The organism is Metapseudomonas resinovorans DSM 21078, assembly GCF_000423545.1.
GTDB classification, from domain to species: Bacteria; Pseudomonadota; Gammaproteobacteria; order Pseudomonadales; family Pseudomonadaceae; genus Metapseudomonas; species Metapseudomonas resinovorans.
Genome location: NZ_AUIE01000042.1, coordinates 1 through 25,961 on the forward strand (window position 1 = coordinate 1; position 25,961 = coordinate 25,961).

23 protein-coding genes and 1 pseudogene are annotated in these 25,961 nt (G+C 65.1%); 14 read left to right on the forward strand and 10 right to left on the reverse strand.

Going from position 1 to position 25,961, the window contains the following annotated elements; all coding sequences use genetic code 11:
* Positions 1–444 (forward strand): annotated as a pseudogene (locus G559_RS0122305) (LLM class flavin-dependent oxidoreductase); the annotation flags it as partial.
* A gap of 164 nt (positions 445–608) precedes the next feature.
* Positions 609–1,328 carry an EthD domain-containing protein gene (locus G559_RS0122310; RefSeq protein WP_028630369.1) on the forward strand — a complete coding sequence of 240 codons (720 nt, stop codon included), beginning with the start codon at positions 609–611 and terminating at the stop codon, positions 1,326–1,328.
* A gap of 43 nt (positions 1,329–1,371) precedes the next feature.
* On the opposite strand, the gene G559_RS0122315 is transcribed toward G559_RS0122310, so the two are convergent.
* Positions 1,372–1,791 carry a hypothetical protein gene (locus G559_RS0122315; RefSeq protein WP_036997727.1) on the reverse strand — a complete coding sequence of 140 codons (420 nt, stop codon included), beginning with the start codon at positions 1,789–1,791 and terminating at the stop codon, positions 1,372–1,374.
* A gap of 163 nt (positions 1,792–1,954) precedes the next feature.
* On the opposite strand from G559_RS0122315, the gene G559_RS0122320 reads away from it, so the two are divergent.
* A complete protein-coding gene (locus G559_RS0122320) occupies positions 1,955–2,545 on the forward strand; it encodes a Crp/Fnr family transcriptional regulator (protein ID WP_028630371.1) in 591 nt (196 codons plus the stop codon).
* Here G559_RS0122320 and G559_RS0122325 read toward each other — a convergent pair.
* The 3 genes from G559_RS0122325 to lysA form a co-directional block, all read right to left on the reverse strand.
* Entirely contained in the window at positions 2,523–4,253 is a 1,731-nt protein-coding gene (locus G559_RS0122325) for an AMP-binding protein (RefSeq protein ID WP_028630372.1), read from the reverse strand. The two genes, G559_RS0122320 and G559_RS0122325, sit on opposite strands and share 23 nt — an antisense overlap.
* A gap of 92 nt (positions 4,254–4,345) precedes the next feature.
* Complete coding sequence (zapE, locus tag G559_RS0122330; RefSeq protein ID WP_028630373.1) at positions 4,346–5,452, reverse strand: cell division protein ZapE; 1,107 nt, start codon at positions 5,450–5,452, stop codon at positions 4,346–4,348.
* Positions 5,453–5,609: 157 nt separating this feature from the next.
* Positions 5,610–6,848: a diaminopimelate decarboxylase gene (gene lysA / locus G559_RS0122335; RefSeq protein WP_051246853.1), complete on the reverse strand. Its 1,239-nt coding sequence runs from the start codon at positions 6,846–6,848 to the stop codon at positions 5,610–5,612.
* A 119-nt stretch (positions 6,849–6,967) separates the two neighbouring features.
* On the opposite strand from lysA, the gene G559_RS0122340 reads away from it, so the two are divergent.
* From G559_RS0122340 to G559_RS0122355, 4 genes are all read left to right on the forward strand, one after another.
* Positions 6,968–7,894, forward strand: a complete 927-nt coding sequence (locus G559_RS0122340; protein ID WP_028630375.1) for a LysR family transcriptional regulator — start codon at positions 6,968–6,970, stop codon at positions 7,892–7,894.
* A gap of 82 nt (positions 7,895–7,976) precedes the next feature.
* Positions 7,977–9,473 (forward strand): MocR-like pyridoxine biosynthesis transcription factor PdxR, encoded by a 1,497-nt coding sequence (pdxR, locus tag G559_RS0122345; RefSeq protein ID WP_028630376.1) that lies wholly within the window; start codon positions 7,977–7,979, stop codon positions 9,471–9,473.
* Between the two features lie 117 nt (positions 9,474–9,590).
* Positions 9,591–10,664: a sugar phosphate isomerase/epimerase family protein gene (locus G559_RS0122350; protein WP_028630377.1), complete on the forward strand. Its 1,074-nt coding sequence runs from the start codon at positions 9,591–9,593 to the stop codon at positions 10,662–10,664.
* Between the two features lie 43 nt (positions 10,665–10,707).
* Positions 10,708–11,973, forward strand: coding sequence for an MFS transporter (locus tag G559_RS0122355; RefSeq protein ID WP_028630378.1), 1,266 nt, complete (start codon positions 10,708–10,710; stop codon positions 11,971–11,973).
* 71 nt (positions 11,974–12,044) lie between these two features.
* Here the strand turns inward: G559_RS0122355 and pbpG are convergent, their stop codons facing one another.
* The 3 genes from pbpG to G559_RS0122370 form a co-directional block, all read right to left on the reverse strand.
* A complete protein-coding gene (gene pbpG / locus G559_RS0122360; protein ID WP_028630379.1) occupies positions 12,045–12,941 on the reverse strand; it encodes a D-alanyl-D-alanine endopeptidase in 897 nt (298 codons plus the stop codon).
* A 179-nt stretch (positions 12,942–13,120) separates the two neighbouring features.
* Positions 13,121–13,507, reverse strand: a complete 387-nt coding sequence (locus G559_RS0122365) for a DUF488 domain-containing protein (RefSeq protein ID WP_028630380.1) — start codon at positions 13,505–13,507, stop codon at positions 13,121–13,123.
* A 12-nt stretch (positions 13,508–13,519) separates the two neighbouring features.
* Positions 13,520–13,960 carry a thioesterase family protein gene (locus G559_RS0122370; protein WP_028630381.1) on the reverse strand — a complete coding sequence of 147 codons (441 nt, stop codon included), beginning with the start codon at positions 13,958–13,960 and terminating at the stop codon, positions 13,520–13,522.
* 216 nt (positions 13,961–14,176) lie between these two features.
* On the opposite strand from G559_RS0122370, the gene G559_RS30825 reads away from it, so the two are divergent.
* The 3 genes from G559_RS30825 to G559_RS0122385 are packed head-to-tail and all read left to right on the forward strand — an operon-like array spanning position 14,177 to position 16,021.
* Positions 14,177–14,461 carry a nuclear transport factor 2 family protein gene (locus G559_RS30825; protein ID WP_028630382.1) on the forward strand — a complete coding sequence of 95 codons (285 nt, stop codon included), beginning with the start codon at positions 14,177–14,179 and terminating at the stop codon, positions 14,459–14,461.
* Between the two features lie 10 nt (positions 14,462–14,471).
* Positions 14,472–15,251: a glucose 1-dehydrogenase gene (locus G559_RS0122380; RefSeq protein WP_028630383.1), complete on the forward strand. Its 780-nt coding sequence runs from the start codon at positions 14,472–14,474 to the stop codon at positions 15,249–15,251.
* A gap of 14 nt (positions 15,252–15,265) precedes the next feature.
* Positions 15,266–16,021, forward strand: coding sequence for an SDR family NAD(P)-dependent oxidoreductase (locus G559_RS0122385; RefSeq protein WP_028630384.1), 756 nt, complete (start codon positions 15,266–15,268; stop codon positions 16,019–16,021).
* A 68-nt stretch (positions 16,022–16,089) separates the two neighbouring features.
* Here G559_RS0122385 and G559_RS0122390 read toward each other — a convergent pair whose 3' ends face one another.
* Positions 16,090–16,968 (reverse strand): SDR family NAD(P)-dependent oxidoreductase, encoded by an 879-nt coding sequence (locus G559_RS0122390; protein ID WP_028630385.1) that lies wholly within the window; start codon positions 16,966–16,968, stop codon positions 16,090–16,092.
* 78 nt (positions 16,969–17,046) lie between these two features.
* Positions 17,047–18,789, reverse strand: coding sequence for an FAD-binding protein (locus G559_RS0122395; protein WP_028630386.1), 1,743 nt, complete (start codon positions 18,787–18,789; stop codon positions 17,047–17,049).
* Positions 18,790–19,023: 234 nt separating this feature from the next.
* On the opposite strand from G559_RS0122395, the gene G559_RS0122400 reads away from it, so the two are divergent.
* The 4 genes from G559_RS0122400 (at position 19,024) to G559_RS0122415 (ending at position 24,643) form a co-directional block, all read left to right on the forward strand.
* Positions 19,024–20,661: a DUF1302 domain-containing protein gene (locus tag G559_RS0122400; RefSeq protein WP_028630387.1), complete on the forward strand. Its 1,638-nt coding sequence runs from the start codon at positions 19,024–19,026 to the stop codon at positions 20,659–20,661.
* A gap of 23 nt (positions 20,662–20,684) precedes the next feature.
* On the forward strand, positions 20,685–22,061 hold the full coding sequence (locus G559_RS0122405; protein ID WP_028630388.1) for a DUF1329 domain-containing protein: 1,377 nt from the start codon (positions 20,685–20,687) through the stop codon (positions 22,059–22,061).
* Between the two features lie 80 nt (positions 22,062–22,141).
* A complete protein-coding gene (locus G559_RS0122410) occupies positions 22,142–23,518 on the forward strand; it encodes a DUF1329 domain-containing protein (RefSeq protein WP_028630389.1) in 1,377 nt (458 codons plus the stop codon).
* 135 nt (positions 23,519–23,653) lie between these two features.
* Complete coding sequence (locus tag G559_RS0122415; RefSeq protein WP_028630390.1) at positions 23,654–24,643, forward strand: 5'/3'-nucleotidase SurE; 990 nt, start codon at positions 23,654–23,656, stop codon at positions 24,641–24,643.
* A 114-nt stretch (positions 24,644–24,757) separates the two neighbouring features.
* Here the strand turns inward: G559_RS0122415 and G559_RS0122420 are convergent, their stop codons facing one another.
* On the reverse strand, positions 24,758–25,528 hold the full coding sequence (locus G559_RS0122420; protein ID WP_028630391.1) for an SDR family NAD(P)-dependent oxidoreductase: 771 nt from the start codon (positions 25,526–25,528) through the stop codon (positions 24,758–24,760).
* Positions 25,529–25,961 lie beyond the last annotated feature (433 nt).

Below are 25,961 nucleotides of genomic sequence, written 5' to 3' on the forward strand. Positions count from 1 at the left end.
AACCGCCACATCGCCGCCCTCTGCCCGGCCATCGTCCTCGACGACAACGAGCAGGCCCGCCACATCGGCATCCGCGGCCAGCGCTACTTCATGGAATCGCTGGCCTACTGGTACGCCGGCGGCGAACGCCCGGACCCGGAAAAGTGGAAGGACGACACCTTCATCGACGGCAACGGCCAGGCCGTGATCAAGTCGCGCTTCGCCTCAGAGGAAGTCACCGTGGACTTCTCCGACCCGACCATGGCGATGATGAACCCCAACCATGCCTACGGCACCGTGAACGACTGCATCGGCTACGTGCAGCGCCTGATCGACGCCGGCGCCGACGAAATCCTCTTCATCTGCCAGATGGGCACCGTGCCCCAGTGGGCGCAGATCGAAACCCTGAAGAACATCGGCGAACACGTGATTCCCTACTTCCGCAAACAGAACGGACTGACCTGAGCCGCGGAGTGAGGAATGCAGAACGGGCCTTCGGGCCCGTTTTGTTTTGTGCGAGTACGAAGACGCTAGTCCGGCCAGACGATGCAGCGCCCCGGCGCGCGTTGCATGTTCTGTCGGCCCGGCCGAAACCTGGCCGAACTCACTGCCTATTGAGGGACCTTGCCGTGGAAAAGATCATCTACACCCTGTGGCGCAATCCGTCGGACAGCCTCGACGCCTTTTCCCAGCGCCTGCGGGGTGGAGTTGCCGAGCAACTCTTCACCTTGGGCGGCCGTGGCCTGCAGGTGAACCTGGCCGACGCCGATGTCGCCCCCGCCGCGGGACTGCGACAGGAGAACAACCGGCCGTTGGCGGATGCGGTCGTGTCGCTCTGGGTCGACAGCGCCAACGCGCAAAGCCGTCGGCCCCTGGATGAAGTCCTGGCAGCGACCAGCAGCCGCCTGGCGGCCTACCTGGTGTGCGAGTCGGTGGCGATCCGCAATACGCGTTTCCCCGCCCACCCTGGCCAGCGCACCCACGGTTTTTCGCAGATCGCCTTCCTCAGCTGCCCACCGCGCCTGACCCGGGACGCCTGGCTGGATACCTGGCGCAACTACCATACCCAGGTAGCCATCGACACCCAGGACAACTTCCTCTACGTGCAGAACCTGGTGGTACGAGCCCTGACCCACGGCGCCGCGCCGTTGGACGCCATTGTGGAAGAAGCTTTCCCGCCGGCCGCGATGACCGATCCCATGGCCTTCTTCGACGCCGTGGGTGACGAGGAGAAGTTCCAGAAGAACCTTGCGGCCATGATGGAGAGCTGCAACCGCTTCATCGATTTCGACAAGATCGACGCGCTCCCCACCAGCCAGTACGTGCTGAAGACGGCAGCGGCGGGTTGAACCGTGCCGTATCTCCCGCCGGGGGTTAAGTCCACCGGAGGAATCAGGCTTCCTCGTCTTCCCGCACCAGCACACAGTGCAGACCGTCATCGTCTTCGCTGCAGTCGTAGAGGTAGAACATCTGCACGTCACCGGTCGCGGTGACTACCGCGACGAAATCGCCGGCATCCGCGAGGAAGAAATCGCGGGTCGCCGGATCGGCCTGGCACTCAATCAGCGCCGTGACGAAGGACGAAGGGTCGATGTCACCGAAGTAGTCTTCGCGATCCTGCTCGCTCCATTCGGCCGGGGCCTGGAAAGGCCCGGTAAACAGAACACGCGCATCGCCGAGGTCTTCCTCTTCGGCGTCCAGGTCATTCTCATCGGGGCGATAGAGGGTGCAGTCCAGGGCATCGGCATGGTCGAGCACGGCCTGACGGGCGGCCAGGCGCTTTTTCGGGTCAAGGCCGGCGGCGAGGCAGATCTGGGCCCAGCTGTCTTGTTGGCTTGGGGACACGAGGTGATCCTTCTTGGTTGGGGCTGAAAGGAGTCTAGTGTCAGGCACGGTAGAGCGGCGGGCAATTCTCGATTGGGGGCAACGTGCGCGCCTGTGCTTAGATAAACCCATCGCCCACAGGCCGAACCCCATGATCCCCGCCGATACCCTGGTCCAGTTGCAGGACATCTTCCGTGCCCACGGCATGACCGATCCGGCGCTACAGGATTGCCTGATGCAGGCGCTCAAGCTGCGCGACTACGACCGCGACCAGTTGATCATCCGCGCTGGCGAACGTCCCACCCACTTCTACGTCATCCTTTCCGGCGTCGCGCGCTACTACTACCTGTCCCCCGAAGGTCGGCAGTGGAACAAGACCTTCTTCCGCGAGGGCCAAATGATCGGGTCCCTCAGCGCCCACCTCAAGCAGCAGCCCTGCACCTACAGCATCGCCGCGGTGGAACGGTGCCGGCTGGCCAGCCTGCCGCTGGCGATTCTCAGCCAGCAGGGCAAGCGCTTCCCCCAACTGCAACAGATGCAGGATCTGGTGACCCGCCAGATCATGTTGCGCAACGAGGACCGCGAGGCGCTGCTGCTCACCAGCAACAGCGAGCAACGCTACCAGTGGCTGATGGAGCACGAAGCCTGGCTGCTGGATCGGGTGCCGCAGTACCAGTTGGCCAGCTATCTGGGGATGGACCCGGTGTCTTTCTCGCGGGTCAAGCGCAGGCAGGACCGCTGACCACCTCCCGTACCCGCAAACCCAGGGCCTCGGCACGCTCCACACAGAAGTCGTGCTGCTCGGCCGGGACATCCGTCAGCGTTATCCACAGACCGCCATCAGCACCTTGCACCACCTCGCAGCCCAGCATCGGGCAGCGACTGGCGACCCGCTCGCGATAGACACTGGCCGCCGCCATTTCCCGCAGACGCTGCTTGAATATCTTGCCCACCACAGTCACCGGCAGGGCTTGCACCTGGAACACCCGCTTCGGGCAGGCCGGGCGTTCGGCGATATGGTCGAACGCGAACTGCTGCAACTCGTCGCTGCTTGCCGTCTGCCCCTGGCGCAGTTGCACGTAGACCACCGGTAGCTCGCCTGCATACTCGTCCGGCATGCCCACGGCGGCAGCCATGGACACCGCCGGGTGGCTTTCCAGGCAACTTTCGATCAGCGCCGGGTCGATGTTGTGGCCACTGCGGATGATCAGGTCCTTGGCACGCCCGGTAATGAACAGGTTGCCCTGCTCGTCCAGATGCCCAAGGTCGCCACTGCGCAGCCAGCCGTCCTCCAGGGATGGAATGTCCTGCCCCAGGTAGCCGGCGAACACGGTTGGCCCGCGAACGCAGATTTCCCCACCATCGATTTTCACCTCGATGGGCCGCGCCACATGCCCGGCACTCCCGGGAATCGCCGGGCTGGCCAGGTTGGGCAAGGCGATCACGCCGGTGCATTCAGTCATGCCATAGGCCTGGTACAGCTCCAGCCCGGTAACCGCCTTCACCTTTTCGCACAGGGCCGCCGGTACGGGCGCGCCGCCGGAGAGCATGAAGCGCAGGCTGCCGATGTCGCGTCCGTCGATGGGCACTTCGAGCATGGCCGCAACCGAGGTGGGTATGCCGCCGCTCAGGGTGATGCCGTAGTGCTCCACCAGCCGCCAGTGCTGGCGGATCACCTCTGGATTGCGGAACCCACCCAGGGTCGGCAGCAGCATGCGCAATCCACTGGCCAGGCCGCCCAGGCTGTTCACCAGGGCGCCGGCCACATGGAAGATCGGCAGGCCATTCAGTGCCACGTCCTCCGGGCCGGCCTCCATGCAAGCGCGATAGGCACAGGCTGCCGCCACCTGGTTGGCATGGGTCTGCCGGGCCAGCTTGGGCAGGCCGGTGGTGCCGCCGGTGTGGAAGTAGGCAGCGCTATCCTCCGGCCGAGGCAAAAGAGCAGGCTCCAACGCAGCGTCGCTGTAACCCCCGAGCAACGCGTCATAGAAGAACTCCCCGCCCTGCGTCAGCACCGATATGCACTTCGGCTTGTTCGGTAAACGCACGGAGGCGCCCTGGGCCTTCTGCCACAGGTCGGAACCCGCCACCGGGCCCAGGGCCACCACCAGGTCAGTGCCGGCCTTTTCCATCAAGCTGACCAGAGCGTCTTCATTCAGCAATGGGTTGATCGGGTTGGCGATGCCGATACTGGCCGCCGCCCAGAGCAGGCACTGACTCTGTGCAATGTTCGGCAGCAACAGTGTGATCACCGGTTTGCGGGTTCCCGCCAGCTCCAGCAACAGCCGCGCGCTGCGGTTGAGCTGGGCAAAGAACGCCGCGTAGCTCAAGTTCTGCTCACCGATCTCTGCCCCCAGGCTGTGGATAAAGGTCAGGGCAGTCCGCTCCGGGTGGCGCGACGCCGAGGCCTGCAACAGTTCGTAGACAGTGGTGGGAGCTTGGCTGGACATGGCGGCCTCCTGGACCTGCGCGTTGTTGTGCGCCGATTGTTGGGGGCCGATGCAGCAGAGGCATTAACAAATGTTAAGAAGGCAGATGCCGCTTAGAAGCGTTCCAGTTGCATCTCCCGCAGCCGGCTCAGGGTGCGACGGAAGGGGAACTCCAGGTAGCCGTCGGTGTAGAGGCGGTCCATGGCCACGGCGGCCTCCACGTAGAGCGGCACACGACGGTCGTAGCACTCGTCCACAAGGGCAATGAAGCGGCGCACACCATCGTCATGTACGGACAGTTGCGGCAGCTCCCGATCGCCAGCGGCCACTCGCTCAGCGCCATCTTCGGTGCCACGCGCGATGCGCCCTTCGCGACGGGCAGCGCTGAGGTTGGGCACCTCTCCCAGGAGAATCGCCTGGAAGCGGTCGCACAGTGCGATGAAATCCAGCGCGGCGAGTGGCTGCTGGCACAGGTCTTCGTAGCGGAACCAGACCGCCGTGGCACATTGGCGCACGACCGGCACCGGACGATGGCCCAGCTCCACGGCAGCGCTGGAACTGCCCTGGCCCGCCGCCAGCCGCTCGAACACCTCAGCCAGGGCGCTGGGTCGACCAGGCTCGGCCACCCAGTAGCGCTGATGAGCCGCACCGGGGTGCAACCGATGGTCCTGATCGCCATCCACCGCTACGACCTGCATATGCCGCTCGATTGCCTCGATGGCTGGAAGGAAGCGCTCGCGGTTGAAACCGTCGGCATAGAGCTGCTGCGGCGGCTGGTTGGAAGTGGCGACCATGGCCACGCCTTCCTCGAACATCGCCCGCAACAGGCGGCCGAGCAGCATAGCGTCGCCGATGTCATTGACGAACAACTCATCGAAACACAGCACCCGTACATCCCGACCCAGCTCACGCGCCAACGCATGGAGCGGGTCCGGTGTGCCGGTGAGCTGGAACAGGCGCTGGTGAACCCAGCGCATGAAGTGATGGAAGTGCTGGCGCCGCGCCGGGACCTTGAGGCTCTGATGGAAGCGGTCCATCAGCCAGGTCTTGCCGCGTCCAACAGGGCCCCAAAGGTAGACGCCGGTCACTTCACCGGCGCGATGCAACGCCTCATGGCAGGCCTGCAGGCAGTCGACGGCATGGCGCTGGGCGGCATCCGGCTGGAAACCGCCTTGCTCCAGAGCATGGCGGTAGGCGGCAAGGGGGGAGTCGAAAGTCATGGCGCCGCATTGTGGCGGTTGCAGGCGCCATGGGGAAGGTTCGTCAGTTGGCGCAGAGCGCAATGAATCCCAACGCATCCGGCCTCGGATACATCCGCGTGACGGAAACAACCCTCATCCCCGGCCCCTCTCCCGGTGGGAGAGGCGAGCAGAGCACTCAGAACTGCTCCAGCGCCAGCAGGTCGGCCAGGGTCTGGCGACGGCGAATCAGGCGGGCCTCGTCGCCATCCACCAGTACCTCCGGCAGCAGCGGACGGCTGTTGTAGTTGGAGGACATGGAGGCACCGTAGGCACCGGTGTCGTGGATCAGCAACAAATCGCCGACCTGCGCAGCCGGCAGCTCGCGCGGGGCTACCAGACCGCCGTCGTGCTGGGTGAAGACGTCACCGGACTCGCACAGCGGGCCGGCGACCACTGTCGGGCGGCTGGGAGCATTGACCGGATTACCGGCGTCGTCCAGCAGGGTCATGGCGTGGAAGCTGCCGTACATGGACGGGCGCATCAGGTCGTTGAAGCCGGCGTCCACCAGGACGAAGTGGTTATTGCCGACATCCTTGGTGGCGCGTACTTCGCTCAGCAGGCAGCCGGACTCGGCGACCAGGAAGCGGCCCGGTTCCAGCTCCAGGCGCACCGGATGCTTGACGATGCCTTCGATCTCGCGCCGGGCCAGGTTCCACAGTTCGGCGTAGCGCGGGATATCCACCACCGGATCGCCATCGCGATAGGGAATGGACAGGCCGCCGCCGGCGGAGATGGCTTCCAGGTCGCAGCCCAGGTCACGCACCGCGCCGACCATCGCACCGCAGACTTCTTCCAGGTGGCTGTAATCCACGCCCGAACCGATGTGCATGTGCAGCCCCACCAGCACCAGGCCGTAGTCGCGGATCACCGCCATCGCCGCATCCAGTTGGCTGTGCCAGATGCCGTGCTTGCTGTTCTCGCCGCCGGTGTTGGTCTTCTGGCTGTGGCCATGGCCGAAACCGGGGTTGATGCGCAGCCAGACACGGTGGCCAGGGCTTGCCTGACCGAGCTGGGTGAGCATGTCGATGGAGCCGACGTTGACCTCGATGCCCAGTTCCACGGCACGCGCCAGGGTCGGGCGGTCAAGCAGGTCGCAGGTCAGCACCACGCCGGCCGGTTCGCCCTTGGGCGAATAGCCAGCCAGCAACGCGCGCTCGATTTCGCCGAGGGATACCGCGTCCACCTGCACGCCTTCCTCGCGCATCAGGCGCAGGATGCTCAGGTTGGAGCAGGCCTTCTGGGCAAAACGGATCACATCAAACCCCTTGAGCTGGGCGATGCGCTCACGGATCACCGCAGCGTCATAGCACCACAGCGGGGTGCCGTGTTCACGGGCAAGGTTGGCGAGGGTGGCGGCGGGAATATTCGGGCGCATGGCGGCCTCCTGGAAAGGAATGGCGCCATGATGTCGAGGCCGAGCAATTCAATAAAATACCAATTTTTGCTGACACCATTCATTATTGATATGCACAGTCACCTGCTCCCGAGCGCCCCATGGACCTTTCCATCCGCCATATCGAAGTCTTCCGCGCGGTCATGACCGCCGGCAGCGTAACCGGCGCCGCGCGCCTGCTGTTCACCTCGCAGCCCACGGTGAGCCGCGAGCTGGCGCGCTTCGAGCACCTGCTGGGCTTCCGTCTGTTCGACCGTGAGGGCGGCCGCCTGGCGCCCACTGCCCAGGGCCTGGCGCTGTTCGATGAAGTGCAACGCTCCTACGCCGGGCTGGAACGCATCGTCGGTGCCGCCCAGGCCATCCGCCGATTCGACCAGGGCCAACTGGCCATCACTGGCCTGCCGGTGTTCGCCCAGACCCTGCTTCCCGGCTTCTGCCAGGCCTTCCTCGAACGCCATCCCGGCGTGCGCCTGTCCATCAGCGCCCAGGAATCGCCGCTGCTGGAGGAGTCCCTCAGTGGCCAGCGACATGATCTTGGGCTTTCGGAAACCGACATCCTGCCGCGCGGAACCCAAGGTTCGACGCTGTTCGCTGCAGATATGGTCTGCGTGCTGCCTGAAGGCCACGAACTGCTGGCGCGACCCGAGCTGGAGTTGGCGGACTTCCATGGGCAACCCTTCATCAGTCTGGCCGGCCTGGACATCTATCGGCAGAGCCTGGACGCCCACTTCCTCGCCGCCGGGGTGGAGCGCCGGATGGTCGTGGAAACCAGCACCGCCGCCTCGGTCTGCGCCATGGTCCGCCAGGGCCTGGGGCTGGCCATCGTCAACCCGCTGAGTGCCCTGGACGAAGCGGGCCGGGGCCTGCAGATACGGCGCCTGCGCACGTCGATTCCCTTTCGCGTGCAGCTGATCCGGCCCGAGTTCCGGCCCTCCTCCGTGCTGGTGGATACCGCCACTGAGATACTCCACGAGCACGCGCAAAGCCTGATCAGGGCGCTGGAAGCACGGCTGCACCGCACGGACTGAACGACGCCCTGCCACGTTCCCTGGCCAGGCTGACGCACAATAGACACCCGCACCGAGTTCGACACGACGAGGCAGGCACAGAATGAAGTCACCCGGCGGCATGTTGCTGACAGCAATCGAGCTGGACCGCGCCAGCGCCATTCCCCTCTACCGCCAGCTCTATCTGCAAGTGCGCAAGCAGATCCTCAGCGGCCGGCTACCGGGTGGCACACGACTGCCCTCCACCCGCACGCTATGCAAGGAGCTGGAGCTGTCGCGGATCACCATCCTCAACGCGTTCGACCAACTGACCGCCGAAGGTTTCCTGGCGCCACGCACCGGCGCCGGCACCTATGTCGGCGACGAATGGGAGCGCCGTGATGCCGCTGCCGATAGCCCGCGCAAGCCGCCGCGCCTGTCGAGCCTGAGTCAGTCCGTGCACTCCCTGCGCAGCGAGCATTTCGGCGGGGTGTCCTATGCCACCTGGGCGCCCGAGTGCCCGACTTCCTTCTTGCCCAGCCACCCGGCCTACGATGCCTTTCCCCTGCCGGTGTGGAAGCGCCTGATGAACCGACACCTCCGCCATCCCACCAAGGCGCTGCTCGGCTACGGCGAACTGAAAGGCCTGCAGCGCCTGCGCGAGGCCATCGTCGAATACGTCTTCGACGCTCGCGGAATAGAGTGCAGCGTGGACCAGGTCGTGGTGGTATCCGGCGCCCAGCAGGCCTTCAACCTGCTTGGCATGCTGTTGCTCGACCCGCAGGACGGCGTGTGGATGGAAGACCCCGGCCACATCGCCGCGCGCATCGCCTTCCAGGCCCAGGGCTGCCGGCTGGTTCCGCTGCGCATCGACGATCAGGGCCTCGACGTGCAGCAGGGCCTGCGCGAATGTCCGGACGCCCGCCTCGCGTTCACCACGCCTTCGCGCCAGCATCCGCTCGGCACCACCATGAGCTATGCCCGACGCCTGGAACTGATCGAGTGGGCCGGCCGTGGCCATGGCTGGATAGTGGAGGACGACTGCGACAGCGAATTCCGCTATGTCGGTCGTCCGCTACCGGCGCTGTTCGCCATGGATCAATGGCAGAAGGTCATCTACGTCGGCACCTTCAGCAAGGTGCTTTACCCCTCGCTGCGCCTGGGCTACGTGATCCTGCCGGAGGCCCTGGTGGAGCCCTTCTGTGCCATCCGCGCGGTGATGGACCGCAGCCCCTCCACCCTGCACCAGGCAACCACCGCAGATTTCATCGTCGAGGGGCACTTCCTCGGTCACATCCGCCGCATGCGAACGCTCTACCGCGCACGCCAGGAACGGCTGCTCGAGCAATTGCAGCGCCGCCTGGGTGGCTTCATGCGGGTCAACCCCGTGGAAGCGGGCCTGCACCTGATCGGCTGGCTCGACGAGGGCGAGGACGACAACGCCGTCGCTCAGGGGCTGGCCCAGCAGCAGATCTACACCTATGGACTGGGCGACTACTGCATCAAGCGGTACCTGCCTCCGGGATTGCTGATTGGCTTTGCCGGTACCCCCGAGGAACAGGCCGTCGAGAAAGTCGAGGCTCTGGCAAGGGCCCTGGCGAATCTCGGCTACCGCCTGTAACGGTGCCCACCCAAAGTGGTCATAACAATTAAAAAATAATGGCTATATCGATAGCGCCATTCCGGAGAGATAAAGGCAGCGCCGGCCAACCCGGCACCTTTTTCAGGAATGACAAGAATGAACGCTATCCAAGCACGCTTTGCCGCGCTGCTGCGCCAGAACGCCAGCAGTGAAGCCCCGCCTCCGGTCCTGACGCCAGACCTCGCCACCCGCCTGCTGGCACGTCTCGAAAGCCTCCGCCTGTTCGCCCACGGCTACCCGCTTCTGACCAACCTCACCCACGGCCGGCTCAAGCCCGAGGACCTGCTGGACTTCGCCTACCGCCATGAACTGCAGGGCCTGAGCCTGCACCTGCTGGACGGTGAAGAGAACAGCCTGTCGCAGATGAGCCCGGCCCAGCTCCGTGCCTTCGCCGACAAGGCGCGCGAGCTGGGACTGGACGTGCACCTTGAGATCAGCAGCACGCGCCGCGAAGACGTCGACCAAGTGGTGGCCGTCGCCCAGGCGATAGGCACCCGCAACATCCGCGTCTACTCGCGCTACGAGGGTCACCTTTCGCGGGTCATGGCGCTGATCGAGGCAGACCTCCAGTACCTCGGCCAACTGGCCGACCAGCACGACCTGCACTTCGACTTCGAGCAGCACGAGGAGCTCAAGAGCGGCGAGATTGCGCAACTGCTGCGTCAAGCCGGCAACCCGCGCCTGAACGCGCTGTTCGACTTCGGCAACATGATTAACGCCTGCGAGCAACCGCTTCCCGCGCTTCAGGCGCTTTCCCCGTACATCCGCCAGGTACACCTCAAGGGCGTGCGCATCGTCCCCGAACAGAACGGCTTCGGCCACTACGGCGTGCTCCATGGCAGCCCCGACGACGACCTGCCCGGCGCACGGATGCTGTTCGAACTGCTGATGCTCGGCGAGCACGCGCCCCAGGTGATCGCCTTCATCCTGGAGCAGGAAAACCACTACATCGCCCCGTCGTTCCGCCAATCGGACGAGGCGGAAGATCCCTTCATCCCCTACCGGGAGATGAGCGAAACCGCCCTGCCGCCCGGCTACACGGCCGACCGCATGATGGCCGACGAGCACCGTTGGGCGAACAACCAGGTCCGGCATGTCCGCGGGCTGCTCACCGAGTTGCGCGTGCTGGCCGAACTCACGCTGACCGAGGCCGGCCAATCCTGCGCCTGACCCGCCGCCAGCAATTCACCCCTTGATACTGTGGAGAACAAAAATGACAGCACAGGCTAAGGCCAAGTGGCTCAGATTCCTGATCCTCGTCCTCGGCGGCGGGACCATCTACAAGCTCGCCAACCTGAAAGACGCCTTCTACGTGCCCATGCAGGAACACATGGGCCTGAGCCACACCGAGATCGGTACCCTGCTCAGCGCGAACGCCATCATCGCTACCGCCCTGTTCGTGGTCGGCGGCTTCCTGGCGGACCGCTTCGACACCCGCAAACTGATACCCCTGGGCCTGATCGGCACCGGCGCGCTGGGCCTTTACCTGGCAACCTTCCCCGGCTACAGCCAGTTGCTGATCGTGTTCAGCCTGTTCGCCATCTGCGCCGACTGCATTTATTGGCCCGCCTTGCTCAAGGCCGTTCGCAACCTGGGCGACGATACCGAGCAGGGACGGATGTTCGGCTTCCTGGAAGGCGGCCGTGGTGTGGTCGATACCCTGGTGGCCTTCTCTGCCCTGGGCGTGTTCGTCGCCATGGGCTCGGGCGAAGCCGGCCTGAAATCGGCCATTCTGTTCTATTCGGTGATCGATATCGGCGCGGGCCTGCTCACCTGGTTCCTGCTCAAGGAAAGCAAGCGAGGCCCTGCCAGCACTGAAACCATCGGTCTGGCCGGCCTGCTGGAAGCGGTGCGAGTACCGGGTATCTGGCTGGTCAGCCTCAACGTGTTCATGGTCTACATCGTCTATTGCGGCCTGACCTACTTCATCCCCTACTTGAAGGACATGTACCACTTGCCGGTCGCGCTGGTCGGTGCCTACGGGATCATCAACCAGTACTTCCTCAAGGTGCTCGGCGGTCCGGCCGGTGGCTTCATGGCGGACAAGGGCTTCCAGAGCCCGAGCCGCTACCTGAAGTGGGCATTCCTGGCGCTGCTGCCGGTCATGGCAGTGATCCTGACGATTCCCACAGGGGAAAGCTTCATCTACGCCGGGATGGCGGCCACCCTGTCGTTCGCGCTGATCGTCTTCACCATGCGCGGCGTGTTCTGGGCGCCCATGAGCGAGGTCGGCATTCCCTCGCGCATCACCGGCTCTGCCTTCGGTATCGGCTGCCTGATCGGCTACGCACCGGGCATGTTCGCGTACGTCATCTACGGCGCCATCCTCGACCACTACCCGGGGGAACAGGGTTATACCTACGTGTTCGGGCTGATGAGCGTGTTGGCGGTAATCGGCTTCATGGTCTCCAGCCTGCTGCACCGCGCAGTGCGCAAGCGCGGCGACACCCTGCCGGAAGCAATGGCAGCCGAGGCCTGAAGCCGCTCCACCTCGGCCCGAAACGAAGAAGCCAGCCCCAGGGGCTGGCTTCTTCGTTTGCGCAGGGTGCGCTAGCGGCTGTGGGCCAGAGCCCCCGCCGGCACCTTGCCGCTGGTGCCGGTTTCCAGCCAGCGGCGCATGCGCGTCGCGTCGGCCATGTGGGTGTACTTGCCGTAGGCATCCAGCAGCACCATGGCCACCGGTCGCTGATTCATGCGGGTCAGCATCACCAGGCAATGGCCGGCGTCATTGGTGAAGCCGGTCTTGGTCAGTTGGATGCTCCAGTTCGGCTTGCGCACCAGGCCGTTGGTGTTGCGGAACCCCAGGCTGTAGCGCGGCTTGACGAAGGTGACGGTCTTGCTCTCGGTGGTGCTGAGCTGGGTCATCAGCGGGAACTTGCGGGTTTCCTTCAGCAGCACCACCAGGTCGTTGGCGGTGGATACGTTCAGCGGCGACAGGCCGGTGGGCTCGACATAGCGCGTGCTCTTCATTCCCAGCGCGCGCGCCTTGGCATTCATCGCCGCAATGAAGGCCCGGTAACCACCCGGGTAGTGGTGGGCCAGGGTCGAAGTGGCGCGGTTTTCCGAAGACATCAGGGCGATGTGCAGCAATTCGCGACGGCTCAGCTGGCTGCCCAGGCGCACCCGCGAATAGACCCCGCGCATTTCGCGGTTGTCGCGAATGGTGACGGTCAGCACTTCGTCCAGTGGTTGCCTGGACTCCAGCACCACCACCGCAACCATCAACTTGGTCACCGACGCGATGGGCATCACGCGGGTCGGATTGCGTGCATAGAGCAGCTTGCCGCTGTTGAGGTCCACCAGCACAGCACTGCGCGACGACAGTTGCAGCTTGGCCGGGTCACGTGCCGGCAAGGACTGTTCCTGGGCTTGGGCTGGCGAACCTGCAAGAACGAACAGGCAGGAACCCAGAACGAACAGTTTGGCGATCGAACTGCGAATTTTCACGATGCGTCCAGTAACGTAAGTAAAGAAGAAAGGAGGAAATGAAATGTAGGACCGATACCGGCTAAGTATAGGAATGAAGAAGTAAAAGTACTCAGTGCCTTCCGTCGACGGGGCGCGATTTTGCGCCTTTGGTCGAATGTTCGCCAGAGGGAGAGCGTGGGCGAACTTCGCCACGAGGATCAGCGAATCGAGGCGCCGCGCTCAGCCAGCAACTGGCGCAACAGGGAGCGATGGCAGCGCGCCTCGTTTTCGCAGTAGCAGCCCACGGCGAAGTCGCTGCCATGGGACAGGGCTGCCAGCAGGTCGAGCACCCGCGCGCCCTCCCCGCCTTCCATTTCCGCGCGGTAACGCTTGGCGAAGCGCGCCCAGTCGGCGTCGCTTTCGACGGCCTTGCCCTCGGCCATCAGCTCGGCGCTGGGGGCCAGCAGCGGTAGCCAGGTGTCGTAGTAGTCGCGGCTGGCGAACTCGGCCCTGGGCACACCGCGCGGTGGCCGCCGGACCGTGCCGATGCGCACCCCCTCCCCCGCGGCCCGTGGCGTACCCAGCCGGACGATGCGGATGCTCATCGCCCCGGCTCCTCAGCGACTGCTACTGGGCAGTTCGCGAAAATCCTCGGTCTTGTCCATGGCCTGGAGCGCCACCAGCAGATTGGCCGGCGGGACGGTCAGCTTGCGTTGCTCCAGGTCGAACCAGCCAACAGTGGACGTTACCCGTGCCGCCAGCGTGCCGCTGCGGAAGAACGCGTTGCGCAGCAACATCCGGCTGCCATCCGTCGCCAAGCCGGCGGCGCTCATGGTGATGTCCAGTTCGTCGAGCAGGTGGAATTCGCGGAAGTATTCGATCTCGTCCTTCATCACCACCGGGCCCAGGCGCAGGCGGCGGAACTCGGACATGGGAAAGCCATGATCGGCGAAATACATCATGCGAACATCGGCGGACTTGTCGAGGTAGGCGGTGTTGCGCATGTGGGAGTTGAAATCCATGTCGCCCCAACCAGCGATAAGGGTCTTCTGGTACATGGAGGGTCTCCGCAGCAAGAAGGGTGGGAAGCCAACATTATGGCCAATGTCCCGCTTTGCAACACCGGCGCGCCAGGCAGCCCCCGACCCAGGTGCAACAAACGCGCCCTGCTACCACGGCGCCGCCTTAGTCCCCTCGGACGATGCCCCACCACGCCGCCAATGCGAGTGTCCCCGCACCTGTATCGAAGCAGGCCGCATCAGGAGGCTCCCCGCATGTCCGCGGCATCGCACAAGCAAGCGCGCTACGCACTCGTCTGCCGTTTTGCACAGGCGATGGACCAACGGCGCCAGCAAGCCCTGGCCCGTCTGTTCAGCCCGGACGCCGTGCCGGAGGGGCCCGGTTTCAGTTTCAACGGCAAGACCGTGCGAATCACCGGCCAGAACCTGGCCATCGAAGGCGGCAACGAACTGTGCCGCAATCCCCGCCTGGACGACCCGGTGGTGACCCTGCATGGCGCGGTCGCCCTGCGGATGCCCTGGCCGGCCAGGCCAGCATGAGGAGTCCTGAATGAAACGCGTGGAAGACAAGGTGGTCCTGATCACAGGTGCCGCCAGCGGAGTCGGCAAGGCCGACGCCCTGCTGCTGGCCGCCGAAGGCGCCCGTGTGGTGCTGGCGGACATCGACCGCGAGGGTGGCCAGGCCCTGGCCGCCGAGATCGGCGCCAACGCCCTGTTCGTCGAGCTGGATGTCGCCGAAGAAGAGCACTGGCAGCGTGCCATCACCCAAACCCTGGAGCGCTTTGGCCGCCTGGACGTGCTGGTCAACAACGCCGCCATCTGCCCCCTGGGTAGCATCGAGCAGGCCAGCCTGCAGCAGTGGCGCAACGTGCTGCGGGTGAACGCCGACGGCTACTTCCTCGGCTGCAAGTACGCCATCGAGGCGATGAAGCAGAATGCCAGCGGCGGCTCGATCATCATGATGTCCTCGATTGCCGCCCTCGGCGGCCTGCCCCCCATGTGTGCCTACAGCGCCTCCAAGGGCGCGGTCACCGCACTGACCCGCAGCGTGGCGGTGCACTGCAAGAGCAGCGGCTATCGCATCCGCTGCAACTCGATCCACCCGGATGGCATCTGGACACCCATGACCCAGGCCCTGGTACCCGGCCTCGATCCCGTGGCGCTGGGCATCGCCGACAACCCCATGGCGCGCATGTGCATGCCCGAGGATGTGGCCAACCTGGTGCTGTTCCTCGCCTCGGACGAATCGCGCTTCGTCAACGGTGCCGAGCTGCGCATCGACAACGCGCAACTGATCTCCGGAATCGCCGCCGGAGCCACCCAGCCATGAAGGAATCAACCCCGATGAACATGTTGCAAGGCAAGGTGGCGCTGGTCACCGGTGGCGGCCAGGGTGTCGGCCAGGGCATCGCCTACGCGCTCGCAGCCGAAGGTGCCCGGGTGGCCGTCGCCGGCCGCACCCTCGCCACTCTGGAAGAGACCTGCACGGAGATCCGTCGCCGTGGCGGTCAGGCCCTGGCCGTGGAGTGCGACGTGATAAGCCAGGCGGACATAGACCGCTGCGTCGCAAAGGTGGTGGAGGCCTTCGGCGGTCTGAACATCCTGGTCAACAACGCGCACATCGTGCCGCTGGGCCGCATCCTCGACGTCAGTGACGAAGCCTTCATGCAGGGTATCGACTCCGGACCAATGGCCACCCTGCGCCTGATGCGCGCCTGCTACCCGCACCTCAAGGGCGATGGCGCGGTGGTCAACCTGGCCTCCGCCGCCGCCGTGCGCTGGGACGCCTCCGGTTACGGCCACTACGCCGCCACCAAGGAAGCGATCCGCTCGCTCAGCCGTGGCGCCGCCTGCGAATGGGGCGTGGACGGCATCCGCGTCAACGTCATCGCCCCCCACGCCCTGTCACCCGGGCTGCGCGGCTGGATCGAAGCCAACCCGGAAGAGGCCGAAGCCTACTTCAGCAGCATTCCGCTGCGCCGGGTCGGCGACTGCGAACAGGATATCGGCCGCACCGTGGCCTTCCTCGTCAGCGACAACGCCCGCTACCTGACCGGTGCCACCATTCCGCTGGACGGCGGCCAGGCTTACTGGGGCTGAGGGAGGCGAAGGCTAAGCACAGAAAGAGGCCCGCGATTGCGGGCCTCTTTCCTTGTGCCATCGGCCGATCAAATGACCCGCGCGGGGTGCTGCGTGCGTGGCGAGCCGAGCATCTCGCGGTAGGACGGCGGCTGACGGCCCTCGGCCTCGCTGATGCCATAGCCCAGGGCCAGCTCCGCAGTGACCAGGGTCTGCCCGCTCAGTGCCTGGAGGTTCGGATCGTTCAGCAGCGCGTGGATGACCCGGCCATTGAACTCCGGGGTTTCCGCCATGGCCATGAAGGCCTCGTACTGCTCGGCGCGTTCGGCGCCGGCGATGGCGGTACGCTCGGTACGCTGCGGCCCCAGCCAGAGCGACAGCGCAGCGACGCCCGTGCCTTCCAGATCCACTGCCATGTCCGCGGCGAACTTGTCGCAGCCCGCCTTCTGCGCCCCATAGGCGGGCCCGTGCATGTAGCAACCGGCACCGTAGGAAGACACGAAGGCGATCAGCCCCCGGCCGTTGCGCACCAGCAGCGGCGCCGCGTGGTAGCTCGCGACATAGGCCGAGCGCAGGCCGACGTCGAGTATGTCCACCATCTCCAGGGGCTTCTCCCAGAAGGGACCGGGATCGATCAGGTTCTCGTGGAGGAAGGCGGCGTTGTTCACCAGCAGGTCGAGACGCCCCTGCTCGCGCTCGACGCGGGCGAAGAGCTCGCGCACCTGCGCATCGTCACGGTGATCGCAGGGCACCGCGATGCCCTTGCCGCCGGCGCGGGTGACAGCCTCGGCGGTATCCGCCAGGCTGCCCGGCAGGGTCTGGCCGCGCAATTGGCTGTTGCTCTGGGTGGCCGAACGGCCACTCAGGTAGACGGTCATGCCCGCCGCGCCCAAGGCGATGGCGATGCCCTTGCCGACACCACGACTGGCGCCGGTCACCACGGCAACGGGAGTGTTGTTCACGTTCATATGAGGGTTCCTTGCTGCAGTCAGCCAAAGCTGGTGGTTCAGAGGTTGAAGCCGTTACCGGCGATTTCCAGGACGGGCTCAGGCCTGGCGCGCGATGGGGGCCGTTTGCGGCAGGTCCTGCTCGGCGCTGTGAATGTGGTTGGCCGCCAGGAAGCCGAAGACCATCGCCGGACCAATGGTCGAGCCGGCACCGGGATAGGTCCGGCCCATCATCGAGGCGGCGCTGTTGCCAATGGCGTAGAGCCCGTCAATGGGCGTGCGGTCCTCGCGCAGCACGCGGGCATGCACATCGGTGAGCAGACCGCCCTTGGTGCCGATGTCACCGGCATCCACCTTCACCGCATAGAACGGTGCCTTCAACAGCGGCGCCAGGCAGGGATTGGGGGTCACCGTCGGGTCGCCGTAGTAGCGGTCGAAGAGTGAATCGCCCTTGTGGAAATCGAGGTCCTTGCCCGCCTCGGCCATCGGGTTGAAGCGGTCGATGGTGCGCAGCAGGCCCATAGCGTCGATACCGGTCTTTTCCGCCAGTTCGTGCAGGCTGTCGGCCTTGTGGAAGTAGCTGTGCAGGTGCCTGGGCAAACGGCTGTCGGGCATGGCGTAGCCGGGCAGCAGCGCACCACAGGGGTACTTGCGGCGGAACTCGGCATCGAAGACCAGCCAGCAAGGCACGCTGGTAGCCCCCTCGCGGTTGTTCTCGTACATGGCGTAGACGATGTCGGTGTAGGGCGCCGCTTCGTTGACGAAGCGCTGCCCCGCCGAATTCACCATGACGCAGCCAGGCAGGGTGCGCTCGACGAACAGTGCACGCTGCTTCTCCTCACCCTCGACATGGGTAGTCGGCGCCCACCAGCTGTGGTCCATCAGCGCGGTGGCGGCACCCAGCGCCTGGCCGGCGCGGATGGCATCGCCCGTGTTGTAGGGCGGCGTGGCACTCCAGTCGCTGCGTGAGGGTTGTGCGTGGTACTGGCTGCGCATGACCTGGTTGCGCTCAAAGCCACCGGCGCCCAGTACCACCCCGTGCTGGGCGCGAACCCGCAGGAGACGGCCGGCGCGAACCAACTCGGCACCGACTACCCGCCCCTCTTCCTCGATCAGGCGTTCCAGCCGGCAGTCCAGCCACACCGGCACCTGGCGGTCGAGCAGGGAACAGCGCAACGCGGCGACCAGGGCATTGCCCAGGGTGAGAAAACGGTCGCGCCTGGAACGCAGGCGGCCCGCCAGGTCGCGCCAGTAGCGCCAGAAGATCTTCAGGGTCAGGCCGAACCAGCCCGGACCGCGGCAAAGCAACACCTGGGCTTCCTTCATGGTCATGCCCATGCGGCCCATCATCAGGGTGCCGGGAGACGGCTCGCGCATGCGGGCAAATTCGTCACCCAGCTCCCGGGCGTCGAAGGGCAGCGGGTCCATGGAGCGGAAGCCGGGCTTGCCGCCGGGCACTTCCGGGTAGTAGTCGGCATAACGCGGCTGGGCCTCGAAGCGCACGCGGGAGCGCTCTTCGAGGTAGCGCACCACCACGTGGCCCTGCTCCACGTAGGCCTCGATGCGACCGTCGTCGATTTCGCCGTGGGTCACCGCGTGGATGTAGGCAATGGCTTCCTCGGCCGAGTCCTGCCCACCCAGGGCCGCGATGCGGTGGTTGCAGGGAATCCAGATACCGCCGCCGGAAATGGCGGACGTGCCGCCGTAGCGGTCGCTCTTCTCCACCACCAGCACCTTCGAACCAAGGTCATGGGCACGCAGCGCGGCGGTCATGGCGCCGGCTCCCGAACCCACCACCAATACGTCGCAACTGTCATCCCACTGCGGGCTGTTCGCGCTCATCGGGTAACTCCCTTGTTGTTCTGTTTGCGCAATCCAGCCGGATTCTCGGCAGCCCACCTGGCGCCAACATCGTCCGTTGGGACTAGCGGCCACGGGACTGCGAATCGCACAAGCCGCTTAGTCTTTTCGGACGATGTTGCCCTGCATCCGTGACCACATAGTCAGGCCGCCACACTCAACTCAACCTTGGGCCTGGCAGACCGAGCTGTGCCCAGCCAAGCCGAGAGCGACAACATGATAAGAACAAAAAAAGGCCACTCCCTTCAGCCGCTTCACCTTGCGATCCGTACTGCTTGCGTGGGTCTGGCGCTCAGCCACGCAGGGCTGAGCCACGCGCTGGCATTCCAGCCCAACGATGATCTGAAGATTTCCTGGGACACCACCCTCACCTACGCACTGGCCTGGCGCACCGAATCGCGGGACCACGCGCTGTCCAACGGCTCCCCGAATCCGGCCATCGCCAACATCGACGACGGCAACAACGCCTTCGACAAGGGCAGCCTGATCACCAACCGCGCCAGCTTCCTCACCGAAGCCAACTTCAACTGGCGCCAGGACTTCGGTCTGTTCATGCGCGCCAGCGGCTTCTACGACGACGTCTACAACCGCAGCAATGACAACGGCACCGGCACCTCCAACTGCTTCGCCGGTGGCGGTTGCTCCCAGGCCAATCACTTCCCGCAGGACACCATCGACCAGCACGGCAAGGACATCCGCCTGCTCGACTCCTATGTGTATGGCGCCTGGGACATGGGCGGACACGACCTCAACCTGCGGGTGGGTGACCAGGTCGTGAGCTGGGGCGAGAGCCTGTTCATCGCCAACGGCATCTCCTCGGCCATGAGCCCGGCCGATGGCACCAAGGTGAACACCCCCGGCGTCGAGGTGAAGGAAATCTTCCTGCCGGTGGGCCAGGTGTTCGGCCAGATCAGCGTCACCGACAACCTCGGCCTGCAGGCGTACTACCAGTACGAATGGGAGAAAACCGAGATCGACGGCGTCGGTAGCTTCTTCTCGGTCACCGACCAGATGGACGAAGGCGGCTTCACCGATGCCTTCGGCATGACCCGCCGCCTGAAGGACGACAAACCCGGCGACAGCGGCCAGTACGGCCTGGCCATGACCTATGTGGCCGAGTCGCTGAACAACACCGAGTTCGGCCTCTACTACGTGCGTTTCCACGACAAGGCGCCAACGCTCGACTTCCTCACCAACTGGAACGCCGGCAACTACCAGGTCCGCTACTTCGACGACATCGACCTCTACGGCGCGAGCTTCTCCACCGTACTCGGCGAAACCAACGTCAGCGGCGAAGTGAGCTATCGCGACGGCCAGCCCGTACTGGTGGATACCGGCCTGACCCCGCATGCGGTGCGCGCCAAGACCATGCAGGCGCAGGTGTCCTTCATCCACGCGTTCGGCAACCTGCCGATCGCCGACAACACCACCCTGACCGGCGAGGTTGGCTACAACGAGGTGCTCGACAACGACCGCGCACCCAGCTTCAACGTGTTCGTTCCAGATGGCGTGGGTGGCTTCTTCCCCATGACCACCAACAACACCGACAAGCTCTACAACGACAAGAGCGCCTGGGGCTACACCCTCAACCTGTCGCTGGACTACCTGAACCTCTTCGAAGGCTGGGACCTGACCATCCCGCTGATCTACAGCCAGTCCCTCGGCGGCAACTCTTCCCTGGCCGGCAGCTTCGGCATGGGTGAAGGCGACGACCGCCTCGGCATCGGCACCACCTGGCGCTACCTCAACAACTTCACCATCGAGGCCCGCTACAACGCCTTCCTGGGTGATGCCGGCGACACCCCTCTGGCCGACCGCGACAACTTCGGTCTCAGCGCCAAATACAGCTTCTGATCCACCGCAGCAGGAGAGACGAGATGCAAGCGCAGAACAACAAACCGCTCCTCATCGCCCTCTTCGCCGCCAGCCTGGCCAGCACTTCGGTGCTGGCCAAGGTCAGCCCCGAAGAAGCCGCCCGCCTGGGCCAGGACCTGACGCCCATGGGTGCCGAGATGGCCGGCAACGCCGATGGCAGCATTCCGGCATGGAGCGGCAAATGGCTGGGCGCCCCGCCCCATGTGAAGTACGACGGAACCGGCAGCAAGCGCCCCGATCCCTATGCCGACGAGAAGCCGCTGTTCACCATCACCGCAGCCAACGTCGAGCAATACAAGGACAAGCTTTCCGACGGCCAATTGGCCCTGTTCAAGCGCTACCCGAATACCTACCGGATAGTGGTCTACCCCAGCCATCGCGACTTCCGCTTCTCGCCCGTGGTGGAAGCCAACATCAAGTACAACGCCCTCAACGCCGAGCTGGTGAGTGATGGCAACGGCGTGGCCAACGCCTTCGGCGGTTCTCCCTTCCCCATTCCGAAAAACGGCTACGAGTTGATGTGGAACCAGAACCTGCCGGCTCGCGCCTGGAAGGAAGAGGCCACCTACCAGATGGCCCTGGTGCTGGCCAACAACAGTCGGGTGGAAGAGAAGGTCGGCTACCAGATCCTCTCCCTCTGGGATGACCCCAAGGGCTCGGTCGACAATTTCGACGGTACCCAGGCCTGCGCCATGATCAGCACCCAGGAGCCGGCGCGGAAGAAGGGCGAGATCATCCTCAGCTGCGACTTCACCGACCCGCTGGCCAAGCCCCGCCAGGCCTGGCAGTACCTGCCCGGCAACCGCCGCGTGCGCCGTGCGCCCACCGTCGGCTACGACACGCCCTACGGCGCCGGCGGCTTCCGCGTGATGGACGAGGACCGCCTGTTCAACGGCGCCCCCGACCGCTACGACTGGAAACTGGTGGGCAAGAAGGAGCTGTACATCCCCTACAACAACTACGCCCTGGACGACCCGGACATGCCCGCCAGCGAGCTGACCTCCGGTACCGGCCACATCAACCTCGACAAGGTGCGCTTCGAACTGCACCGCGTCTGGGTGCTGGAAGCCACCCTCAAGCCCGGCAAGCGCCACGTCTACGGCAAGCGCGTGTTCTACCTCGACGAGGACAGCTGGGCCGCCGCCCTGGGCGACAACTACGACGGCAAGGGGCAACTCTGGCGTACCAATACCCAGACCTCGGTCTACGCCTATGAGATCCAGGCCTTCCACGCCCGCGTCGCGATTTACCAGGACCTGATCGCCGGCTCCTACCTGGCCGACCGTCTGGTCAACGGCCTGGCCCCGGCCCGACTGAACGACGCCGCCTTCGACGCCAGCTACTTCACCGCCGGCAACCTCCGCAAGCTGGGCAAATAGCCCAAGCGCCGCCCTGGCACCCGTCCGCGCAAGGCGGCGGGGCCAGGGCTTTCCCTGGACCCCTCACGGAAACCTTGAACATGTTCTCGAGATACCCCTCGCCCCTGCTGGGCGCCCTGCTTGCCGCCAGCATCGCCAGCGCTCCCGCCCTGGCCAAAGTCAGCCCCGAAGAAGCCGCGCGCCTGGGCCAGGAACTCACCCCCACCGGCGCCGAGAAAGCCGGCAACGCCGACGGCAGCATTCCCGCCTGGAGCGGCAAGTGGCGCGGCGCACCGCCGCAGGTCCAGTTCGCCGGCAGCGGCAACAAACACCCCGATCCCTACGCCGGCGAGAAGCCGCTGTTCGTCATCACTGCCGAGAACATGGCGCAGTACGCCGACCAGTTGTCCGACGGCCAGAAGGCGCTGTTCCAGCGCTATCCACAGAGTTTCACCATGCCGATCTACCCCAGCCACCGGGACTTCCGGTATGGCCAGTGGGTGGAAGATGCCATCAAGCAGAACGCGCTCAACGCCGAGCTGGTCAACGATGGCAACGGCGTGGCCAATGCCTACGGCGGCGCCCCCTTCCCCATCCCGAAGAACGGCTACGAGCTGATGTGGAACCACAACCTCCACACCGTGGCCTGGAAAGAGGACGCCACCTACAAGATGGCCCTGACCCTGGCCAACGGAAATCGCCAGTTCGAACTGGTGAACTACAAGATCCTCTCGCCCTGGACCGACCCTAGCGGCAACGCGGAGGCCTTCAACGGCATCCAGGCGCACTTCATGATCACCACCATGGAGCCCACCCGGAAGCGTGGCGAGATCTTCCTCGGCAACGAGTTCACTGACCCACTGGCCCAGCCGCGCCAGAGCTGGCAGTACCTGCCCGGCAACCGTCGCGTGCGCCGTGCCCCCACCGTGGCCTACGACACGCCGTACGGCGCCGGCGGTTTCCGCGTGATGGACGAGGACCGCCTGTTCAACGGCGCACCCGACCGCTACGACTGGAAGCTGGTAGGCAAGAAGGAGCTGTACATCCCCTACAACAACTACCGGCTCGACGACCCGTCGGTGAAGCTCGACCAGTTGCTGGCCACCAGCGGCCACATCAACCCCGAGTACATGCGCTACGAGAAGCACCGCGTCTGGGTGCTGGAAGCCACCCTCAAGCCCGGCAAGCGCCACGTCTACGGCAAGCGCGTGATGTACCTGGACGAAGACACCTGGGCCGCCGCCCTGGCTGACAACTACGACGGCAAGGGCCAGCTCTGGCGAACCAACATGCAGGCCTCGATCTACGCCTACGAGCTGCAAGGCTTTCACGCCCGCGTCGCCGTCTACCACGATCTGATCGCCGGGTCCTACCTGGCCGACCGCCTGATCAACGACCAGGACGCCCCGAAGCTCAACGCCAGCGACTTCGACTCCAGCAACTTCACCGTCGCGAGCCTGCGCAAGCAGGGCCGCTGATCCCGAGCATGCCGCGAGGCGGAAGCCGCAATGGCCCCGCCTCCTGGTAGCAGTTGCAACAGCCACCTCGAAAACCTGAAACAAATTGACCATAAGGTCAGCTTCCTGACCAACCCCACCTCACGAGGAACAACAATGAAAAAGCTGTTGAGCGTCGGCATCAGCCTGACCGCCCTCGGCCTGTCGCTGCAGGCCAACGCCCTTAACATCCTCCTGACCAACGATGACGGCTGCCGCGCACCGGGCATCGATGCCGTCTACCAGGCACTGATCGCTGCCGGTCATCAGGTGACACTGGTAGGCCCGCAAAATGACAGCAGCGGCATCGGCGCCGCCAGCGTGGTAGTGCCCGGCCAGGCCGTCGCCATCACCCAACTGGCCCAGGACAAGTACTGCGTCGGTGCCCCTGCGGGTTACACACCGCCGGCCGGCAAGACATCGGCCATCGGAACTCCGGTGGATGCGGTGAACGTCGGTCTCGACCTGCTGCTGAAGGACAGCCGCCCGGACCTGGTGGTCTCCGGCACCAACTTCGGTGACAACGTCGGCCCGCTGACGCAGATGTCGGGCACCGTCAACGCCGCTGTTCGCGCCATGTTCAAGGGCGTGCCGGCGGTGGCCGTATCCACCGCCATCGACCTCCAGTTGATCGCCCAGGACCAGCAGGCCGGCTACCTCAAGACCCTCAATGCGATGGACGACACGGCGCGCTTCGCCGTCCGCGTGATCAACCGTGCGGCCGCCATCGGCGCCGAAGCCAAGCGCCTGTGCCAGAAGAGCCGCGGCAAGGCCAAGGCTTACTGCGAAACCAACGTGATCGGCCTGCCGGGCATCACCGGGCTGAACATCAACTACCCGGCGCTGGAAGCTGGCCAGGTAACGGGCGTGGCCTTTGCGCCCATCGGCGATTGGGGCAGCGTAGTCTTCGCCCCGCAGCAGGGTGCCGACGGTGTGGTGCGGATGAACCTCGTCGCGCCGTCAGCGCCGACGGCCGAACAGAAGCAGGGCGACGCCTATCAGCTATCGCTGGGCAAGGCAGTGATCACCCCGATCGACGGCAACTACACCGCCTCGCCATTGGTGCAAGCCCAGGCGAAGCTGATGCTGCATGGCGTCAAGCCTTGAGGTGTGAGTGATTGAAGGAGAAGCCCCCGGTTGGGGGCTTTTTTGTGGCAACGATTGCGCCCGGCTTCCTGAGAAGTGCAGCCGCTGCTGCACTCCTCGAACTGCGCCCCCTGGCTAAACCCCATATCCCCCATCCACCGCCAGCACCTGCCCAGTGGTGTACCCCGCACGGCTGGAGGCGAGGAAGGCCACAGCTTCGGCCACTTCCTCAGCCTGGCCCCAGCGTTTGAGGCAGAGCTTGGCCTGCACGGCATCACGCCACTGCTCATCGAAGGTGCCGTCAGCCCAGAGGCGATGGAAGATGCCGGCATCGATCACGCCGATGGCCACGCTGTTGGCGCGGATACCGAAACGCCCCTCCTCCTTGGCGATGCCCTGGAGCAACGACTCGATGGCCGCCTTGGGCGCCACCGACAGCACGTCGCCCTCCGGCCAGCGGAACAGCCCGGCCGAGCTGATGTGCACGATGGAGCCGCCGCCATGGGCGCGCATGTGCGGCAACACGCCGAGCACGAGGTTGAGGAAGCCGTTGAGGTCGGCATCGATCACCCGCTTCCATTGCGCCAGGTTCAGTTCGCTGATCCTCGGCTGGGCAATGTCCGACCCCGATGCCACCACCAGGGTATGGATACGCCGTCCTTCCGTGAGCTGCTGCAGGCTGGCGGTGACGGAAGCCTCGTCGCCGAGGGTCAGTTGCAGCGCTTGTGCATTGCGCCCGCGTTCACGCACCGCGGCCACCACAGCTTCGGCGCGTTCGGCGTTGCGGTGATAGGTGAGCACGACATCGCTTCCGGCCTCGGCCAGGCGCTCGCAGATTGCCTGGCCCATGCCACCACTGCCGCCCACTACCAGGGCGACGCCTTCGGGGAATGCTTCACGAGTCATGAGTGTTCCTTCTTGTTGTGGGATGAGCTCGGAGATAAGAGCTGCTGGATGTGGGGGCGAATTCATTCGCCGAGGGATGCGAAGCGTCCCCGGGGAAAACCGGGCCGGCCCTGCGGACCGGTTGGCGAATGAATTCGCCCCTTCTATGAAGATCTCGGTGTCAAGGCCTGTTCCTCCGATTCATGACTCGGGGTACGCATCAAGGCAGCGGGGCATGCTGCTCGTGAGACCTGGCGTCTCACCACCTTCTATCCGCTGGTCACGAGGACCAACACGATCCTGCTTGCGCGTTGCGCTCAGGCATACCCCTTTGCACCACACCCTTTCTACAAGATCGGTCATCGCGCTGATGACCCGGGCGAATTACGGGCGTGTTGACTGCGTCACTCTTTCGTCGCGGCTCGCTGGCTGAGTGGTGGTGTCAGGGCACGGC

Coding starts and splice junctions, on each gene's coding strand:
- G559_RS0122400 (WP_028630387.1), top strand. CDS start 19,024: ATGATAAGAACAAAAAAAGGCCACTCCCTTCAGCCGCTTCACCTTGCG.
- G559_RS0122405 (WP_028630388.1), top strand. CDS start 20,685: ATGCAAGCGCAGAACAACAAACCGCTCCTCATCGCCCTCTTCGCCGCC.
- zapE (WP_028630373.1), bottom strand. CDS start 5,452: ATGACTTTCGACTCCCCCCTTGCCGCCTACCGCCATGCTCTGGAGCAA.
- G559_RS0122415 (WP_028630390.1), top strand. CDS start 23,654: ATGAAAAAGCTGTTGAGCGTCGGCATCAGCCTGACCGCCCTCGGCCTG.
- G559_RS0122385 (WP_028630384.1), top strand. CDS start 15,266: ATGAACATGTTGCAAGGCAAGGTGGCGCTGGTCACCGGTGGCGGCCAG.
- G559_RS0122320 (WP_028630371.1), top strand. CDS start 1,955: ATGATCCCCGCCGATACCCTGGTCCAGTTGCAGGACATCTTCCGTGCC.
- G559_RS0122410 (WP_028630389.1), top strand. CDS start 22,142: ATGTTCTCGAGATACCCCTCGCCCCTGCTGGGCGCCCTGCTTGCCGCC.
- G559_RS0122420 (WP_028630391.1), bottom strand. CDS start 25,528: ATGACTCGTGAAGCATTCCCCGAAGGCGTCGCCCTGGTAGTGGGCGGC.
- G559_RS0122325 (WP_028630372.1), bottom strand. CDS start 4,253: ATGTCCAGCCAAGCTCCCACCACTGTCTACGAACTGTTGCAGGCCTCG.
- G559_RS0122370 (WP_028630381.1), bottom strand. CDS start 13,960: ATGTACCAGAAGACCCTTATCGCTGGTTGGGGCGACATGGATTTCAAC.
- G559_RS0122340 (WP_028630375.1), top strand. CDS start 6,968: ATGGACCTTTCCATCCGCCATATCGAAGTCTTCCGCGCGGTCATGACC.
- G559_RS0122365 (WP_028630380.1), bottom strand. CDS start 13,507: ATGAGCATCCGCATCGTCCGGCTGGGTACGCCACGGGCCGCGGGGGAG.
- pdxR (WP_028630376.1), top strand. CDS start 7,977: ATGAAGTCACCCGGCGGCATGTTGCTGACAGCAATCGAGCTGGACCGC.
- G559_RS0122355 (WP_028630378.1), top strand. CDS start 10,708: ATGACAGCACAGGCTAAGGCCAAGTGGCTCAGATTCCTGATCCTCGTC.
- lysA (WP_051246853.1), bottom strand. CDS start 6,848: ATGCGCCCGAATATTCCCGCCGCCACCCTCGCCAACCTTGCCCGTGAA.
- G559_RS0122390 (WP_028630385.1), bottom strand. CDS start 16,968: ATGAACGTGAACAACACTCCCGTTGCCGTGGTGACCGGCGCCAGTCGT.
- G559_RS0122380 (WP_028630383.1), top strand. CDS start 14,472: ATGAAACGCGTGGAAGACAAGGTGGTCCTGATCACAGGTGCCGCCAGC.
- G559_RS0122395 (WP_028630386.1), bottom strand. CDS start 18,789: ATGAGCGCGAACAGCCCGCAGTGGGATGACAGTTGCGACGTATTGGTG.
- G559_RS0122350 (WP_028630377.1), top strand. CDS start 9,591: ATGAACGCTATCCAAGCACGCTTTGCCGCGCTGCTGCGCCAGAACGCC.
- G559_RS30825 (WP_028630382.1), top strand. CDS start 14,177: ATGTCCGCGGCATCGCACAAGCAAGCGCGCTACGCACTCGTCTGCCGT.